Genomic DNA, 17,264 nt, shown 5'->3' on the forward strand with positions numbered 1-17,264 from the left:
ATGACGATTCCGAAACACGAGCCGCGCGCAATTTTCGATCAGGCGATCGAGCATACGCGGACGCTCTCCCCGGCGACGTTCGACCAGTGGTTCGGGGGGGTTCAGTTCGATGATCTGACCGACGGCGTGCTCACGCTGCGTGTCCAGAACGAGTTTGTCCTGGAGTGGGTCAGGGACAATTTCCTGCCGGCGCTGACGGACAAGATCCGCGAGCTCACCGGCTGGTCGGTCCAGGTGGCGTGGACGATCGATCAGAACCTCGAGTCCCCGATCGCGCGGCGTGTCGAGCTCACCCCGGTGCGTCCGCGGGCGCTCGTGGTGCGTCCGACGAGCGCGGCGCCGCCGGCCCCGCCGCCGCGCCCCGAGCCGTCGCTGCGGCGCATCCCGTCGCTGCCGGACGACCTCAACCCGAAGCACACCTTCGCGAGCTTCGTCGTGGGCCCGTCGAACCAGCTGGCGCACGCGGCCGCGATCGCGGCCGCGGGCGGCGGCGGCCGCCGGTACAACCCGCTCTTCATCTGCGGCGGCACCGGGCTCGGCAAGACCCACCTGATGCACGCGATCGCGCACCGGGTCTACGAGGGCCGTCCGGACGCGCGGATCATCTACGTCTCGGCGGAGAAGTTCACGAACGACTTCATCACGGCCATCCAGCACCACCGGATGGACGATTTCCGCGCGAGGTACCGGTCGAACTGCGACGTGCTGCTCGTGGACGACATCCAGTTCCTGGCCGGGCGCGAGCAGACGCAGGAGGAGTTCTTCCACACGTTCAACGCGCTCCACACGCTCGACCGGCAGATCGTGGTCACGAGCGACAAGTACCCCCAGAACCTCGAGCGCATGGAGGAGCGCCTCGTCTCGAGGTTCTCGTGGGGGCTCGTCGCCGACATCCAGGTCCCGGAGCTGGAGACGCGCGTCGCCATCGTGCGGAACAAGGCGGCGCTCGAGGGGATCGCGCTCACGGACGACGTGGCGCTCTACCTCGCGCAGATGGTCCGCTCCAACGTCCGGGAGCTCGAGGGGACGTTGATCCGCCTCGCCGCCAAGAGCTCGCTCACGGGCCGCCCCGTGGATCTGCCGTTCGCGCGCGCGGAGATCACGGCGACGTCGCCGCCGCGGGCGCAGATGATGAGCGTCGAGGACATCCAGCGCGCGGTGTGTCACCACTTCCACCTGCGCTCGATCGACCTCACCTCGAAGGACCGCCACAAGAGCGTGGCGTTCGCGCGGCACGTCGCGATGTACCTCTGCAAGCAGCGGCTGAAGTGCAGCTTCCCGGAGATCGGGCGCGCCTTCGGCAACCGCGATCACACGACCGTGATGAGCGCCGTCCGCAAGATCGAGGCGCAGCGGGACTCCGATCCCCAGGTCCGCGCGCACCTCGAGGCGCTCGAGAAGAAGCTCGCCGACGAGTAAGCCGAGCGGGACGAGCGGGACGAGCGGGACGAGCGGGACGAGCGGGACGAGCGGGACGAGCGGGACGAAGAAGGAGCGCGGGAGGCGGCCGGGCGATCAGAGCTCGGCGAGCGCGGCGCGGGCGTCGTCGGCGACGAGCTTGTTGCCGTACGCGGTGGCGAGCGTGAGCACCTCCGCGAGCGTGAGCCGCGCCTCCGCGCGTTGCCCCCGGTGCTTCAGGAGGGCGCCGAGCAGGTAACGGCTCTCCAGGGCGTCCGTCCGGTAGGAGCGCGCGTCGGCGTACCGCGCGAGCTCGCGCAGGAGGTCGCCGGCGCCGCTCGCGCCGCTCAGGCCGTCGAGGTAGGCGAGGTGCGCGCGGTTGATCGAGGCGAGGCGCTCGTGGCCGCTCTCCTCCGCGAGCTCCTTCGACTCGGTCAGCGAGGCGTAGGCGCGCGGCAGATCGCCGAGCCGCCGGCTCGCGTCGCCGAGGTTGTGCAGCGCGGCGGCGGTCTCGAAGCGCAGGCCCGCGGACCGGGCGAGATCGACCGCGCGGGCGGAGGCCTTCACGGCCGCATCGAAGTCGCGCAGGAAGACGTGCACGAGGACGCGCTGCTTCTCGCGCTCGCTCGCCGCCGCGAGATCGTCCGGATCGCCGAGCCGCTCGGCCCGATCGAGCGCGCGGAGCGCCGCGTCGACGTCGCCCATCGCCGCGCGGGTGTGGGCGATCGCGAGCAGCAGCCGGGCGTCGTCGACGTCGCCCATCGCGGCGAGCTGCTCAATGGCGCGGACCGCGCGGGCGAAGTCGCCGGTGCGCGCGCCGATCTCCGTCTCGCACGCGAGCGCCTTCCGGCGGAGGTCCTCGCGATCGCCGGTGAGGGCGTAGGCCTGCTCGAGCCGCGCGTAGGCCTCCTCGAACAGGTCGACCGCGCCGAGCGCGCGCGCCACGTCGACGCGGGCGGAGAGCTTCTCCTCGACGGTGCCGGCCTCGTCGATGCGCCGGAACGCGCGGGCCACGACGTCGCCGAGATCCGGGGCGGAGCGCACGCGCACCACGACGTCCGCGAGCGCGCCGAGCCACGCGGACAGCTCGGCGGGCGAGCGGCGGTCGTGATCGCCGAGATCGAGCGCCTGGAAGATGAGGCGGAGCGCCGGCTCGAGCTGGCTCGCGCGGATCTTGTGGAGCGCCGCCCGCGCGTAGAACGAGGCCGCGCGGTCGCGATCGCCGGCCTGGTAGAAGTGCTGGCCGATGCGCTCGGCGTGCTCGGCGCCGTCCTCGCCGACGACCGCCACGTAGGCCGCCGCGGCCGCGCCGTGCAGCTCGCGGCGGAGCTCGGGCGGGATCGCGTCGAGGACGATCTCGCCGTGCATGGGCGACGCGAAGCTCGCCTGCGCCGGGCCCTTGAGGCGCAAGAGATCGCGCGTGGCGAGGCCGGAGATCGCCCGGTTCACCTGCGAGAGCTTCTGCTGGAGCAGCGCCGCGAGCACCTCGGTCGGCACCGGATCGCCGAGGATCGCGGCCGCCTGGAGCACGGCGCGGTCGCTCGGGTCGAGCCGCCGCACCCGGGTGGCGATGAGCGTGCGCAGCGAGCGCGGCACCGCGGAGGCGCCGTCGAGGCGGGCCCTCACGGCGCCGCTGACGACGCTGAGCGCGCCGGAGTCGCTGAGCTCCTTGATGAGCTCCTCGAGGAAGAGCGGGTGACCGCCGGCGCGCTCGCGGCAGAAGGCGAGCAGCTCGGGCGGCAAGAGGCTCGCGCCGACGCGCGCCGAGATGAGGCGCGAGCTGTCGTTGTCCGAGAGCTCTCCGACCTCCAGCCGGTGGAAGTGGGGGTGCGCCGCGAGCAGCGGCGGCGGGTCGCTGCGCGTCGCCAGGATCAGCACGGCGCGCAGCCCGGCCGCGCGGCCGGCGGTGGCGGCGGTGGAGAGGAGCGTCTCGGCGGTGAGCTGGTCCATCGCCTGCGCGTCGTCCCAGGCGAAGCAGTGGAGCCGGTCCTCGCAGAGGCTCTGCACCATCCGCGGGAAGGCCGTGCGCAGGATCGCGGTCGTCCCCTGCGGCGCGCGCTGGTCGACGAGCGCGGCGCCGAGCTGCCCGAGCACCGCCGCCGACTCGTCCTCGCGCAGGCCGAGCGCGCGGAGGCGCGGCAGGACGGCGCGGATGCGCTCCTCGTCGTCGCCCTCCTGGATGCCGCAGAGCACCTGGAGCATCGCGGTCAGGCCGCTCCACGGCACGTCGGCGCCGTTGTGCGGGCACGAGGCGACGTAGAAGCCGACGTTGTAGTCGCCCTTCGAGAGCCGCCGATCCATCTCGGCGAGCAGCCGCGTCTTGCCGATGCCGCGCTCGCCCTGGATGACGACGATCTGCGCGCGCTTGCGCGTGGCGGCGGCGAGGATGTCGCCGAGCTGCCTGAGCTCGTCGCGGCGGCCGACGAAGCGGCCGTACGCGCCGGCCGGCGGGTGCGCGGACGTGATCACGCGCCCGCCCTCGGGCGCGGTGCGGCCCGCGCCGGGCAGCTCCTCGGTCGTGAACGCGCCGCGGAGGATGCGCCCGGTGACGTGCGAGACCGCGACCTGGGACTCGGTCGCGCGGGCGAGCGCCTGGGCGGAGGCGATGAGCGAGGCGAGCCGCTCGTCCCGGACGGGGACGCCGGCGTTGTCGACAAGGATGCGGGCGAGGTGGATGCCGGCGGAGACCGCCGCGCCGCCGCCGCGCGAGCGCAGGATCACGAGCGCGGCGCGCGCCGCGGCCTCCGTGTCGCGGCCGTCGGCGTCGCCGAGCCCGAAGACGGCGACGAGCTGCGACGCCTCCTCCTCGAGCAGCAGCGCGCCGTAACGCGCCAGCACCTCGCGGGCCTGCCCGATGCGCTTCGCCGCCTCCGCGGCGGGCCCCGTGAAGATGAGCACGAGCGCCGTGACCTCGCGCCGCTCGCCGAGCCCGCGCGCGGCCGGGCTGCTGTCGGCCTTCTCGAGCAGCTGGAGGAGCCCCGAGGCGGTGCGGCCGCGCGCGCTCGCGGCGTGCGGCACCTCGACGGGCGTGCGCTCGTTGGCCCCGAGCGGCTCCTCGTCGAGCACGGCGCTCCCCTCGAGCACGGCGCCCGCCTTCTCCTCGTGGAACGGCGCCAGGAACTCGGCGAGGTCGTTCGCCCCGAACCGCTCGCCGGTCGCGTAGAAGTAGCCGAGGAGCGCCTCGTGCAGCCGCCCGGCGTCGGGGTACCGATCCTCGGCGCTGCGCGCGAGCATCGTGCTCACGATGTCGACGAGCGGCCGGGGCACGTCCGGCCGCACGAGCGCGAGCGGCGGGTACTCGCTCGCCTGCAGCCGCCGCATCACCTCGAACGCGGTCGGCGCCGCGAACGGGTTCGAGCCGGCGAGCATCTCGTAGAGCACCGTGCCGAGCGAGAAGAGGTCGCTCCTGCCGTCGATCGCGCCGGCGCGCGACTGCTCGGGGCTCATGTAGGCGAGCTTCCCGCGGATCCTCCCCGCGCGCTTCTCGCCGACCTCCTCGTCGGTCATCGACTGCGTCGCCTTCGCGATGCCGAAGTCGGTGACCTTCACCTCGCCCTCCCAGGAGAGCAGGATGTTCTGGGGCGAGATGTCGCGGTGGACGATGCCGAGGGGGCGCGACTGCTCGTCGCGCCGCCGGTGGGCGTGGTCGAGCGCCTTCGCGATCTCGGCGGTCAGGAAGACGGCCATGCCGAGCGGGATCGGCCGCTTGGCGCGGCGGCAGCGGGCGAGCAGCGTCGCCAGGTCGAGCCCGGGGACGTACTCCATCGCGATGAAGTAGCTCGTGGGGTCGCCGTTCGGGTGGTCGACGCGGCCGAGGTCGAACACCTGCACGATGTTGGCGTGCGACAGGCGCACCGCGAGCTTGGCCTCGTGCACGAACATGTCGACGAAGCGCCCCTGCTCGGCGAGCTTCGGGAGGATGCGCTTGATGACGAGGACCTTCTCGAACCCCTCGACGCCGAAGCTCTTGGCCTTGAAGACCTCGGCCATGCCGCCTTCGCCCAAGCGCTCGAGCAAGCGATAGCGTCCGAAGGTCTCGTTCAGCATCGTCCCGCCTAAGCCCCGAGCAGCCCGACGTCTAGGTCGCGCGCGGCGCGCGCGGCGGGCCGGCGTGGCGCGCGTGCCGCGCGCGCCGGTCCTTCCTCCCGCGGCGAGCCGCCCGGCCGCGCGTCACGTCTCGACGGCCTTGGTGTCCGCGCCGGCGTCATCGTCGCCTCCATACATCGACTCCGCGATCCGGAAGGCCGCCCCCTCGAGGCGCGCGTACGCGGCGCGGAGCGCCTCGAGATCGCCGCCGCCGTCGAGCAGCTTCCGCAGCGCGGCGCACTCGGCGTGGACCTCGCCGAGGAGCTCGGCGTCGAGCAGATCCCCGTAGCCGTCGAGGGCCTGCTCGGTCGTGTAGCAGAGGGTCTCGGCCTGGTTGCGGAGCTCGGCGAGCTCGCGGCGGAGCGCGTCGGTCTCCTTGAACCGCTCGCCCTCGGAGACGAGCCGGTCGACCTCGTCCGGGGTGAGGCCGCTCGTGGGCGTCACGCGGACCTCCTGCACCCGCCCCGTCCCGAGATCCCGCGCCTCGACGCGGACGATCCCGTTCTCGTCGATGCGGAAGGTGACCTGGATCTTCGGCAGGCCGCGGGGCGCGGGCGGGATGCCGGTGAGCTCGAAGCGGGCGAGGCTCCGGCAGTCCGCGGCCATCTCGCGCTCGCCCTGGAGCACGTGCACGGGGACGAAGCTTTGGTTGTCGACGCTCGTCGTGAAGATCTCGCTCCGCTCGGTCGGGATCGTGGTGTTCCTCGGGATGAGCTTGAACATCACGCCGCCGCCGGTCTCGACGCCGATCGACAGCGGCGTCACGTCGAGGAGCAGCACCTCGTCGACGTGCCCCGAGAGGGCGGCGCCCTGCAGCGCCGCGCCGACCGCGACGACCTCGTCGGGGTTCACGCCCTTGTTCGGCTCCCGGCCGAAGAACTCGCGCACCGCCGCCTGCACGGCGGGCATCCGCGTCATGCCCCCGACGAGGACGACCGTGTTGACCGCGGAGACGGGGAGCTTGGCGTCGGCGAGCGTCGCGCGGCAGACGTCGACGGTGCGCCGGATGAGGCTCTCGCAGAGCATCTCCAGCTCGTTGCGCCGCATCGTCCGCTCGAGGTGGAGCGGCCCGCCGCCCGGGCCGACGGCGATGAAGGGGATGTTGATCTCGGTCTCGAGCGACGACGAGAGCTCGTGCTTCGCCTTCTCCGCCGCCTCCTTGAGGCGCTGGAGGGCCATGCGGTCGCGGCGCAGATCGATGCGGTGCTTACCCTCGAACTCGTCGGCGAGCAGATCGATGAGCCGCTGGTCGAAATCCTCGCCGCCGAGGTGGGTGTCGCCCCCGGTCGCCTTGACGCTGAAGACCCCGTTCGCGATCTCGAGGATCGAGATGTCGAACGTCCCGCCGCCGAGGTCGTAGACCGCGATCGTCTCGGCCTTCGACTTGTCGAGGCCGTACGCGAGCGCCGCGGCGGTCGGCTCGTTGATGATCCGGCGCACCTCCAGCCCGGCGATGCGCCCCGCGTCCTTCGTGGCCTGCCGCTGGGCGTCGTCGAAGTAGGCCGGGACGGTGACCACCGCCTCGGTCACCGGCTCGCCGAGGAACCGCTCGGCGACCTGCTTCATCTGGCCGAGGATCATCGCCGAGATCTCGGGGGGCGAGTAGCTGCGCCCCTTGACCTCGACCCACGCGTCGCTGTTCGGCGCCTCGACGATCTTGTACGGGGCGAGGTGGATCTGCTTGCTCACCTCGGGCGCGTTGAACTTGCGGCCCATCAGCCGCTTCACCGCGTAGATGGTGTTCTGCGGGTTCGTGACCGCCTGGCGCCGGGCGACCTGGCCGACCAGGCGCTCGCCGCTCGCCGGGAACCCGACCACGGAGGGGGTCGTGCGCGCGCCCTCGGCGTTCGGGATCACCCGCACGTCGCTCGCCGAGCCGGCGCCTGTCCCTTCGACGACAGCCACGCACGAGTTGGTCGTCCCGAGATCGATGCCGATCACCTTCCCCATATGCGGCGAAAGATACTACAGGCCTCGATGCGCGCTGGGTGGGGAGACGACCTCGACGTCCGCGATATTTGGGGAGGGCGTGCGACCAGGTGGCGGGGCGCAGCAGATCCCGGAGGGGTCCGCCGCCATGATGCGCAGGAGGCAGCGCGTGTGCGCCCGGGGGCGACGTGGCGCGACAGCGCGCGACGCCGCGAGCGGGCTCAGTTCGCCTCGGGCGCCTGCGCGCCGGGCGAGCCCTTCGAGACGACGACCATGGCCGCGCGGATGAGGTAGTCGCCGAGCATGTAGCCCGGCTGGACCTCCGCGATCACGACGCCGGCCGGGTGCTCGGTCGAGTCGATCTGCTGGATGGCCTCGTGGACGCTGGGATCGAACGGCTTGCCGACCGCGGCGATGCGCTTGATGCCCATCCGCTCGAGCGTGTCGACGAACTGCTTCAGCACGATCCGGATGCCGTCGGCGACCGACTTCACGTCGGGCGCGCCCTCGGCGTGGCTGGCCGCGCGCTCGAGGTTGTCGAAGACGGGGAGGAGATCCTTCAGGATCGTCTCCCGGCCGCGGCGCTGCGCGTCCTCGGCCTCGCGCCGCGAGCGCTTGCGGAAGTTGTCGAAATCCGCGGCGGTGCGCAGCAGCTGCTCGCGGAGCCGCGCGGCCTCCGCCTGCGCCTCGCCGAGCTTGTCTTCGGGGGTGGGGGCGCGCGCCGCTGCGGGCGCCGCCTGCTCCGCCGGCGTCTCCGCCGTCTCCCCGGCCTGGTAGTTCGACCCATTCTGTTCCGAATCGCTCATAGGACGGCGGCACTATAACCAGCCGTGATCTCCTGGCAATCTCCAGTCCTGGCAATCTCCAGGCCGACGGTCCCGGCCGGGTGCCGCGCTCGGGCGGCCCGACCGGACGCATTTCGTCCGGGTCTCCGGGATCCGCGCCCCGCGGCGCATGGACCGTTTGCTATGGCCCCCTGCCCGGCGTTAGATCCGGCCCCATGAGCATCGCCACCAGCCCCGCCGGCGAGACCCCGACGGCGAACGCCTCCGCCTCCTCCAGCGCGCCCCTCCTCGCGGCGCAGAAGCACCTGCTCGGCAACTACCGCCAGCCTCCGTTCGTCCTCGACCGCGGCAGGGGGTGCGAGCTCTTCGACACCGAGGGGCGCCGGTATCTCGACATGTTCGCCGGGGTCGCCGTGGCCTCGCTCGGCCACGCCCACCCGCGGCTCGTGGCGACCATCGCCGAGCAGGCGGGGCGGCTCATGCACGTCTCGAACTACTTCTTCAACGCGGAGAACCTCCGCCTCGCCGAGGAGCTCTGCGCGAAGACCGGCTTCGACCGCGCCTTCTTCTGCAACTCGGGCGCCGAGGCGAACGAGGCGATGCTCAAGCTCGCGCGCCGCCACTTCTTCAACCGCGGCGAGGCGTCGCGCTACCGGATCATCGCCTTCCACAACGCGTTCCACGGCCGCACCCTCGGCGCGGTCGCCCTGACCGGGACGCCGAAGTACCGCGAGGGCTTCGGCCCCTCGCTCGAGGGCGTGACCCACGTCCCCTACGGCGACGCGGCCGCCGTGCGCGCCGCCATGGGCCCGGACGTCGCGGGGATCCTCGTCGAGCCGGTGCAGGGGGAGGGCGGCGTCCTGCCGCCGCCGGCCGGGTTCCTCGCCGAGCTGCGGCGCATCGCGGACGAGCACGGCGCGCTGCTGCTCCTCGACGAGGTGCAGACCGGCATCGGGCGCACGGGGCGCTGGCTCGGATCGACGCACGACGGCGTCGAGGGCGACGCGGCGGCGCTCGCCAAGGGGCTCGGCGGCGGGTTCCCGATCGGCGCGCTCGTGCTGCGCGAGCGGCTCAACGGCGCGCTGCCCCCGGGCTCGCACGGCTCGACCTACGGCGGCAACGCGCTCGCGTCCGCCACGGCGCGCACCGTGCTCGCCGTGATCGAGGAGGAGAAGCTCTGCGAGGCCGCAGAGAAGCGGGGCGAGCAGCTCGGCCGCGGCCTCGCCGCGATCGCCGAGCGGCTGCCGAACGTGTGCGTCGGCGAGCGCGGGCGCGGCCTGCTCCGCGGGCTGATCCTCGCGCCGGGCGTCGATCCGCGCGTCGCGCTCGGCCGCGTGCGGGATCGGGGCGTGCTGCTCACCGTCGCGGGCAGCAACGTGCTCCGGTTCACGCCGCCGCTGATCATCTCCGAGGCCGAGATCCAGGAGGCCCTCGCCGAGGTCGAGGCCGCGCTCGCCGAGATCCCGGCTGCAGGTTGAGGTGGCCGCCTCGCGCGCAGCCGGCCCGGCCGTCGACCCGCTCCCGTGCTCGGGCTGCAGCAAGCTCATCGATCCGCTCCGCGCGGGGCACGTCGCGATCTTCGACCAGCGCTTCCATTACTTCTGCAACGCCCGTTGCCGCCGCACCTTCCTCGGTGAAACCCCGCCGGCGCCCGGCGAGGTCCGGCCTCTAGGCCTCGCCGGAGCGGGCGCGCCGATCCTCGGCGCGCCGATCCGGGGAGGGCGCTCGTCGACGCCGCCGCCCGGCGCGGCCGGGTCGACGCGGCCGGGCGGCGGCGCCGACGAGGGCGCGGCGCGCCTCGCCGAGCTCGACGCGCCGATCGTCGACGCCTTCCCGCCCGCGCCGCTCGACGAGCGGCTCCCGGAGCTGCCCAACCTCGACGACGATCGCGCGCTGCTCGAGCCCATCGGGAACACCATCCTCACCGAGGAGCCGCAGCGCTACGAGGCGGTCGAGCCGCGGGACATCGGCGCGCTGCTGCTCGTGCTCGCGATCATCGCGGGCACGCTCGCGGTCGCGCTGACCCTCGCCGGGGACGCGAAGCTCGTCATCGGCGCCCGCATCGTGCTCGCCACCGTGAGCGCGGGGATGCTCCTCGGCCGCGCCGCCACGACCCCGCGCGACGCCACGGATCCGCACCCGGCGCCGATGCTCGCCCCCGTCCTCGGCGGGCTCGTGGCCGCCGTGTGGGCCCTCTTCGGCGACGACCGCGCGCTGGCCGCGGAGGCGGCGTCGCTCGCGGGCGTCATCGCCACGGCCAGCGCCGTGAGCGCGTGGCTCATCGAGAGCGCGCGCCACCGCGTGTTCGCGGAGCGGTCCTGGATCGCGGCCGTGCTCTCGACGCCGGCGCGGCGCCCGCCCGGCGGCGCCTGGGCGCCCGGCGATCGGGGCGCCCCTCGGGGTGACGCCGGCGACGTCGGCGACGCCGGCGACGGGGAAGAGCTCTACGAGCTGCGGCCGGGGGAGCTCGTCCAGGTGGACGCAGGGGAGGTCGTCCCCGTCGACCTCACGGTCACGGGCGGCGACGTCGAGGTGCTCCCCTGGATCGGCGCGACCACGCCGGCCCGGCGCCGCGACGGCGACCCGGTCGTCGCGGGCGCCACCGTGGTCCGGGGCCGCCTGCTCGGCGCCTGCACCTTCGCCGGCGGCGACCGCGCGGTCGCGCGCGTGCTGCTCGATCCTCGCCGCCGCGCGGACGCCCTCGCGCCGATCGCGCAGGCCTCCCGCGCCCTGACCGAGCGCTGGGCGCTCGTCGCCGCGGCGATCGCCGCGCTGTCCGCCTTCGTCGCCGGGCGGGCGCCCGTCGAGATCGCGATGACCGCGGCCGCCGTGCTCGCCGCGCTCTCCACCGCGATCACGGCCGCCATCGCCTCGGTCCACGTCGCGCGGGGCATCCTGCTCGGGCTGCGCCGGGGCATCGTCTACAAGAGCGCCGACGCCTGGGACCGCGCCGGCCGGGTCTCGATCGCCGTGTTCTGCGCCCGCGGCACGCTGCTGCTCGGCGAGCCCGAGCTCGCGGAGCTCGAGGCGACCGGCCAGAAGCTCACCCCGAGCGACGTGCTCGCGCTCGCGGCCGGGGCGGAGCGCACCGAGGAGCACCCCGTCGCGACGGCGATCGTGCGCGCCGCGCGCGCCCGCGGCCTGCGCCCCGACGGCGTGCGCAACCCCAACTTCCACCCCGGCCTCGGCGTGACCGCCGTCACCTCGTCCGGCGAGGAGCTCTGCGTCGGCAACCGCGCGCTCATGCTCGAGCAGCGGATCTCGATCGCCGCGGCGGAGAGCCGCGTCGCGGAGCTCGAGGCGCTCGGCCGCACCGTGGTGCTCGTCGCCGTGGGCGCTCGCCTGGTCGGCCTCATCGGCCTGCAGGACGGGCTCCGCCCCGGGGCGCGGGCCGCGATCCAGCACCTGCTCGACGCGCAGATCGAGCCCGTGCTGATGTCGGGCGACGCGCGCGAGACGTGCGAGGCGATCGGCCGCTCGCTCGACATCGATCACATCCGCCCCGAGATCCTCCCTGCGGAGCGGGGCGCGGAGGTGCGCCGCCTGATCGACGCGGGGACGAGCGTCGCCGTGCTCGGCCACGCGGGCGTCGACGACGCCGCGCTCGGCGCGGCGGACGTCTCCGTGGCGCTCGGCGCCGCCGGCTCCGCGCCCGCCGATTTCGCCGTCGTGCTCGCGTCGGACGACGTCCGCGACGCCGCCCTCTCCCTCGCGCTCGCGCACCGCACGCGCCTGGAGGCGCGCGTCGGCCTGGCGCTGAGCGTCGCCCCGGCGCTCGTCGGCGCCGCGGTCATCTCCGCGTTCGTGCTCCCGCCGGCCTACGCGCCGATCGCCTCGCTGCTCGGCGGCATGATGGCCGTCGTCCACGCGCGCGCGCTCGACGCGAAGAGCTGACCGAGGTGGCCGCGGCGCCGCGCTGCGCGGCGGCCGCGCGCCTCGTCACGAGACGTCGGCGACCGAGCTCTCCTTGCTGTCGCGGCACTCCGTGCAGACGCCGTACATCTCGTGCTTGTGCGAGGTCACCTCGAACCCGTACTTCGCGGCGATCTCGTCCTGGAGCGCCTCGATGCGCGGCTCCTCGAACTCGATGATCTTCCCGCAGCTCAGGCAGATGAGGTGGTCGTGGTGCGTGCTGGCGTCGTCCGCCAGCTCGTAGCGGCTGAGCCCGTCGCCGAACCGGCGCTCGGAGGCCACGCCGCACTCGGCGAGCAGCTTGAGCGTCCGGTACACCGTGGCGTACCCGATGCCTCGATCCCGCGCGCGCACCTCGGTGAGCAGGTCCTCGATGGTCATGTGCGGGGCGCCCGAGAAGAACGTGTCGACGATGAGCCGGCGCTGCGCCGTCGACCGCAGCCCCTTCTTGGCCATGTAGGCCTGCAGGCGCGCGCGCAGCCGCTCGAGGGCAGCTTTGTCGACGTGGGTCACGCTGTCCCCCTCTCTCTCGGCCACGACCATGCGGAGTTTATCCCGTTCGCGGCGAACCGCGTCAAGGCCGGCGGCCACGCCCCCCGGCGCGCCCTGATCCGCGGAGCCGCCGGCGCGCGCGCGCCGCGCCCGCCGGCGGGTCACTCGCCGATCTGCGCCAGGTAGCTGACCTGCGCGGCCGAGCCCCCGAGGGGGCTGAGCAGCGTGACGGGCGGCGCGACGAGCCCAGCCGCCGCCGTGTTGTCGACGACGACGTAGTACAGGCCCGGGCGCAGCGCGTAGCGCCGCGTGTCGACCATGCCGGGCTGGAGAGGTCCGCCCGCCTGCACCGGGCCGGGCGGCAGGCCGAGCGGCTTGCCGGTCTGGTACGCCTCTCGCCACGCGTCGCCCGTCGGCTTGTCGACGATCATGATGTCCACGGGCGCGCCCTGAACGCTGATCTTGAGGTAGAGCGCCTGGTCCGGGTCGGCGATCTCGAACGGCCCGAGGTAGTCGCGCTGGTGCGCCTGCACCTCGACGACCTCGTTGGCGAACGTGTACCGCTCGTCGTCGCTCACCTCGAACGGGTGGTGCGGCCGCTGGGGCGGCATGAGGATCCCCAGCGTGAAGTCCTTCCCGGCGTCCTCGTTGTAGAGCACGGTGAACCCCCGGGTCATCTCGCCCGCGACGATCTGGTTGCCGAGGACGTTGGCGAGCCCCCCGAACGGCGGGACGTTCGCCATCACGTCGATGACGGGGTTCTCGACGTAGCCGAGCTGGAAGCTCGGGCCCTGCACGATCCGGTTCAGGCGCCCCCACACGTAGATGTCGTCGCCCGCGATCTGGAAGTCGGGCCGGTACTCGACGGACGTCGTGAGCGAGAAGCCCACCCGCTTCGCCGGCTGCATGTAGCCGTACCCCGTGCCGGTGATGTGCACGGTGACCGTCTGGGCGGTGTCGTTGACGTCGTACGTGCACTGCATCGGGAAGAACCGCCCGATGGCCGGCGCCCTGTCCTGCAGCCGCAGCGAGACGCCGCTCTTCAGCATCTCGGGGCAGATCCTGCTGGCGCCGAAGTTCGAGAACAGGAACCAGCGCAGGCCCGGGCTCGCGTTGACGGGGCCGCTCAGGCACGGGCAGCCGACGAACGTGAACGACAGCGCGAGCGCGGCGAGCCCCAGCGCGGCGGGCGCGTGGGGGCGGGAAGCTCTTCGTGCGGGCACGCGGGTTAACATAGCGGGTCGACCTCGGGGCGAGAGCGGGTTTGCGCCCGGGAGGGAGGCCTCTCCCGGATCAGCGCACGAGATGCCATTGGACGCCGGGGGTCACCTCGAGATGCAGGTGATTTTTGTGCGCTCGGTCGTAGTTGGGGGTCAGGATCGACGTGAAGATGTGCTGGTCCACGGCCTCGCAGACGATGGACCGCAGCTCCCGTGTCGCGGCGTCCGCGGCGGGGCCGCGCCCCCCGCGCCCCCCGCGGCCGGCCGCGCCGGACCTCCCGGCCGCGCCGGCGCGCTCCCCGCAGACCGGCGCGCCGCGCCTGCCGTCGAAGTCGCGCTCGATGTCGAGCCACTCCTCGGCGGGGCCGCCGCCCTCGCGCTCCTTGACGAGCCGGTAGACGTCGATGGCGAGCCCGCCGGGGTGCCTCGTGGCCAGCTTGCCTTCCGGCCACGTCTTGGGCGGCGGCCGCCAGGCCGAGTACATCAGCACCTCGTCGACGTCGTGCACGCGCAGGATCCGGCTGAAGTCCGACAGCGCGAGCGCGAGGCGGCAATCGAAGACGTCGTTCGGGTTCTGCGCGCGCCGGTGGGCCGGCTCCGCGGTCCGGTAGAGGACCCCGCCGACCCCCTGCGTCAGCCGCACCGGCGCGAGCACGCCGGGCGCGCGCGGCACCGGCTCGAACGCAATCTTTCGCTGGACGAGCGCCTCCCGGCACTGCCCCGCGCTCATGGCCGCGTACCGCGCCGACGGGTGCCTGGCCCAGTCCTGGTGGAACTTCACCTTGGGCCTGCCCTGCGCGCTCGGCGCCGCGGCGAGCGGGCCGAGCACCAGGGCGAGCGCGCAGGCGATGGCGACGTGACGTGCGGGCGGCATCGTGGCGGAAACCGTGGCGGAACAGTACGAAACAGCGCGAAACAGCGCAAAGCAGTGCGAAACAGCGTAAAACTGCGCGAAACAGAGTGAAACAGCGCGAAACAGCGGCGCGCGGGTGCTCCGAGGAAAGGGAAGCCCCGGTTCACCCGGGGGCGAGCGGGCACGCCAGGATCACCGCGAGGGGGATGCGCGGCGGCCGCGCCCATCCTATAGCGCGCCATTTGACCGGGCCGCGCGATCGCCTCAAAATAGGAGCCTATGCGCCTGTGGGCTCAGCGCCCGCTCGCGCGTCTTGACGTATGGGAGCGAAGGTCCGGTCCGAACGGCTTCCCGGTCCGGGCATGCCCTGGTCCAGGCAGCCACTGGCGGCGCGGTCGTGCGCCGCACGCAGTTGACATGGGTGATCTTTCCAATCGCGCTCGAAAGATCCTGTTCGCCGCGGTCACCGAGTTCATCGCGACGGGCGACCCTGTGGGCAGCAGGACGCTCGCGCGCAAGTACGGGCTCGATCTCTCCGCGGCCTCGATCCGCAACGTGCTCGCCGACCTCGAGGAGGCCGGCTACCTCCACCAGCCGCACACCTCGGCGGGGAGGATCCCGACCGATCGCGCGCTCCGGCTCTTCATCGACGCGCTCGTCGAGCTCCGGACGCTCTCGCCCGAGCAGCAGGCTGAGCTCAGCGCCCGCTTCGCCGAGATCTACGCGGTGGCGAGCGACCCGCTCCGCGAGACGGGGCGTTACCTCTCCGAGCTGTCCGGCGCCGCCGCGGTGGTCGCGGCGCCGCGGGCGGAGATCCGCGCGCTCGCGCAGCTGCGCTTCATTCCGACGAAGCCCGGGCAGCTGCTCGCCGTGCTCGTCTTCGCCGACGGCTCCGTCGAGAACCGCTTCATCTCGATCGACGGGCCGATCGACGAGGGCGAGCTCACCCGGATCCACAACCTGCTCACCGACGTCATCGAGGGGCGCACGCTCGGCGAGATCCGGGATCTCTTCGCCCGCCGCCTCGCGGACGAGCGCCTCCAGATCGACGCGCTGAGGCGCCGCGCCTTCGAGCTCGGCAGCAAGGCGATGGCCGACGTGACGCGGCGGAGCGAGGTCGTCATCGAGGGGCAGAACCGCCTGATCGACCTGCCGGAGTACGCCGACGTCGACCGGCTCAAGAAGCTGATGAAGGCGCTCGAGGAGCGCGAGGAGCTCGTCGATCTGCTCGACCGGACCCTCGCCGCCGGCACGGGCGAGGTCACCGTCTTCGTCGGCAGCGAGGCGGGCGATCTGGGCGGAGGGCAGCTCAGCCTCGTCGCCGCGCCCTACATGGAGAACGGGCGCATCGCCGGGACGGTGGGCGTGCTCGGCCCGACGCGGATGGACTACGCGAAGGTGATGCCGCTCGTCGACGCGACCGCCGCGGCCATGAGCGAGGCCCGCGGCAAGGTCAAGTAGCGCCCTGCCGCGCCGGCCTGCGGAGCCGCTCGAGCACGGCGTCGAAGTCGGGGGGCGGCGGCGCCTGGAACCGCATCGGCCGGTCGTCGGCGGGGTGGTCGAAGCCGAGCTCGGCGGCGTGGAGCATCAGCCGCGGCGCCGGGAGCCTCGGCCCGCGGTGGTCGCGCACGTAGACCGTCTCGCCGACGAGCGGGTGCCCGGCCTCCGCGAGGTGGATCCGGATCTGGTGCGTGCGCCCCGTCTCGAGGCGACAGGCGATCAGCGTCACGCCCGGGGCGCCGGCCTCGCCGTCGGGCCCCCGGAGCGTCTCGATCGGCTCGACGTGCGTCACCGCGAGCTGCCCCTCTCGCCGCCCCGCCCGCGCCGAGCCGCGCAGCCCGTCGCCCCGATCCTCGACGAGGTAGCTCCGGTAGGTGCCGCGCGGGACGGCGCCGTGCGCGAGCGCCAGGTACTGCCGGTGCATCGAGCGCACGCGGAGCTGCTGCGCGAGGTGCTTCTTCGCGGCGAGCGTCCGCGCGAAGACGAGCAGCCCGCTCGTGCCCTTGTCGAGGCGCTGCACCACGCCGAGCGGCGCCCGCCCGCGCAGCCGGTCGCGGTGGGCCAGCACCTCCCGCACGAGCGCGTCGAGCGTCGCGGCCTGCTCCGCCGGGTCCTCGTCGCCGTACGGGATGGTGCTCACCCCGGCGGGTTTGTTCACCACGACGACGCTCGCGTCCGCGTAGACCACGAGGTCGCCCTCGAGCTTCCGCCGCCGCACGGTCTCGGGCCGGGGCGCGCGCAGGCGGACCTCGATCCGCTCGCCGCCGAGCACCCGCCGCCTCGGGCTCGTCGCCACGGCGCTCCCGACCAGGACCTTGCCGGTCTCGATCAGCCGGCGCGCGTCCGACCAGGAGACGGACGCGAGCGCCCGGAGCGCGCCGTCGAGCGGCCGCCGGTCGAGCTCCGCCGGCACCGTCCAGCTGCCGTCCTGCGGCGGTCGCACCGGCGGCTCCGGGGTGGCGTCGGCCGGTTCAGCGTCGGTCGCAGGCGGGTGGGGCGGGCGGGGCGGGGGCGCGGCGGGTCGGGGCGGGCGCATGGGGGGTCACGGGGGGCGCCTCGCTCGACCCGCCAGCGCGGGACCGGGCTCTA

11 protein-coding genes are annotated in these 17,264 nt (G+C 73.7%); 4 read left to right on the forward strand and 7 right to left on the reverse strand.

Annotated features, from left to right (window positions below; translation table 11 throughout):
• Entirely contained in the window at positions 1 to 1,419 is a 1,419-nt protein-coding gene (gene dnaA / locus WMF43_RS00005; RefSeq protein WP_437676414.1) for a chromosomal replication initiator protein DnaA, read from the forward strand.
• A gap of 96 nt (positions 1,420 to 1,515) precedes the next feature.
• Here the strand turns inward: dnaA and WMF43_RS00010 are convergent, their stop codons facing one another.
• The 3 genes from WMF43_RS00010 to grpE all read right to left on the reverse strand — a co-directional run bounded on the left by WMF43_RS00010 (position 1,516) and on the right by grpE (position 8,219).
• Positions 1,516 to 5,445, reverse strand: a complete 3,930-nt coding sequence (locus tag WMF43_RS00010; RefSeq protein WP_437676416.1) for a serine/threonine-protein kinase — start codon at positions 5,443 to 5,445, stop codon at positions 1,516 to 1,518.
• A 123-nt stretch (positions 5,446 to 5,568) separates the two neighbouring features.
• Positions 5,569 to 7,434 (reverse strand): molecular chaperone DnaK, encoded by a 1,866-nt coding sequence (gene dnaK / locus WMF43_RS00015; RefSeq protein ID WP_437676418.1) that lies wholly within the window; start codon positions 7,432 to 7,434, stop codon positions 5,569 to 5,571.
• A gap of 200 nt (positions 7,435 to 7,634) precedes the next feature.
• Positions 7,635 to 8,219, reverse strand: a complete 585-nt coding sequence (grpE, locus tag WMF43_RS00020) for a nucleotide exchange factor GrpE (protein ID WP_437676420.1) — start codon at positions 8,217 to 8,219, stop codon at positions 7,635 to 7,637.
• Between the two features lie 194 nt (positions 8,220 to 8,413).
• Between grpE and WMF43_RS00025 the strand changes: the two genes are divergently transcribed.
• Together WMF43_RS00025 and WMF43_RS00030 are read left to right on the forward strand one after the other, a co-directional pair.
• Complete coding sequence (locus tag WMF43_RS00025; RefSeq protein WP_437676422.1) at positions 8,414 to 9,676, forward strand: aspartate aminotransferase family protein; 1,263 nt, start codon at positions 8,414 to 8,416, stop codon at positions 9,674 to 9,676.
• Position 9,677: 1 nt separating this feature from the next.
• A complete protein-coding gene (locus tag WMF43_RS00030; RefSeq protein WP_437676424.1) occupies positions 9,678 to 12,092 on the forward strand; it encodes an HAD-IC family P-type ATPase in 2,415 nt (804 codons plus the stop codon).
• A 45-nt stretch (positions 12,093 to 12,137) separates the two neighbouring features.
• Here the strand turns inward: WMF43_RS00030 and WMF43_RS00035 are convergent, their stop codons facing one another.
• From WMF43_RS00035 to WMF43_RS00045, 3 genes are all read right to left on the reverse strand, one after another.
• Positions 12,138 to 12,653, reverse strand: a complete 516-nt coding sequence (locus WMF43_RS00035; RefSeq protein ID WP_437676426.1) for a Fur family transcriptional regulator — start codon at positions 12,651 to 12,653, stop codon at positions 12,138 to 12,140.
• 110 nt (positions 12,654 to 12,763) lie between these two features.
• Positions 12,764 to 13,825 (reverse strand): hypothetical protein, encoded by a 1,062-nt coding sequence (locus tag WMF43_RS00040; protein ID WP_437676428.1) that lies wholly within the window; start codon positions 13,823 to 13,825, stop codon positions 12,764 to 12,766.
• 70 nt (positions 13,826 to 13,895) lie between these two features.
• Positions 13,896 to 14,696, reverse strand: a complete 801-nt coding sequence (locus tag WMF43_RS00045; protein ID WP_437676429.1) for a hypothetical protein — start codon at positions 14,694 to 14,696, stop codon at positions 13,896 to 13,898.
• Positions 14,697 to 15,092: 396 nt separating this feature from the next.
• On the opposite strand from WMF43_RS00045, the gene hrcA reads away from it, so the two are divergent.
• Positions 15,093 to 16,136 (forward strand): heat-inducible transcriptional repressor HrcA, encoded by a 1,044-nt coding sequence (gene hrcA, locus WMF43_RS00050; protein WP_437676431.1) that lies wholly within the window; start codon positions 15,093 to 15,095, stop codon positions 16,134 to 16,136.
• Here hrcA and WMF43_RS00055 read toward each other — a convergent pair.
• The gene (locus WMF43_RS00055) at positions 16,129 to 17,118 is read right to left on the reverse strand and encodes an RluA family pseudouridine synthase (protein ID WP_437676433.1); all 990 of its coding nucleotides are present in this window, start codon (positions 17,116 to 17,118) and stop codon (positions 16,129 to 16,131) included. The two genes, hrcA and WMF43_RS00055, sit on opposite strands and share 8 nt — an antisense overlap.
• Between the last annotated feature and the right edge of the window lie 146 nt (positions 17,119 to 17,264).

The organism is Sorangium sp. So ce131, from assembly GCF_051519095.1.
Classification (GTDB): domain Bacteria; phylum Myxococcota_A; class Polyangia; order Polyangiales; family Polyangiaceae; genus Sorangium.

What these genes read in the sequence shown, in the direction of transcription:
- dnaK (WP_437676418.1), bottom strand. Translation starts at nt 7,434, where the DNA reads ATGGGGAAGGTGATCGGCATCGATCTCGGGACGACCAACTCGTGCGTG.
- dnaA (WP_437676414.1), top strand. Translation starts at nt 1, where the DNA reads ATGACGATTCCGAAACACGAGCCGCGCGCAATTTTCGATCAGGCGATC.
- WMF43_RS00025 (WP_437676422.1), top strand. Translation starts at nt 8,414, where the DNA reads ATGAGCATCGCCACCAGCCCCGCCGGCGAGACCCCGACGGCGAACGCC.
- grpE (WP_437676420.1), bottom strand. Translation starts at nt 8,219, where the DNA reads ATGAGCGATTCGGAACAGAATGGGTCGAACTACCAGGCCGGGGAGACG.
- WMF43_RS00045 (WP_437676429.1), bottom strand. Translation starts at nt 14,696, where the DNA reads ATGCCGCCCGCACGTCACGTCGCCATCGCCTGCGCGCTCGCCCTGGTG.
- WMF43_RS00010 (WP_437676416.1), bottom strand. Translation starts at nt 5,445, where the DNA reads ATGCTGAACGAGACCTTCGGACGCTATCGCTTGCTCGAGCGCTTGGGC.
- WMF43_RS00035 (WP_437676426.1), bottom strand. Translation starts at nt 12,653, where the DNA reads ATGGTCGTGGCCGAGAGAGAGGGGGACAGCGTGACCCACGTCGACAAA.
- hrcA (WP_437676431.1), top strand. Translation starts at nt 15,093, where the DNA reads ATGGGTGATCTTTCCAATCGCGCTCGAAAGATCCTGTTCGCCGCGGTC.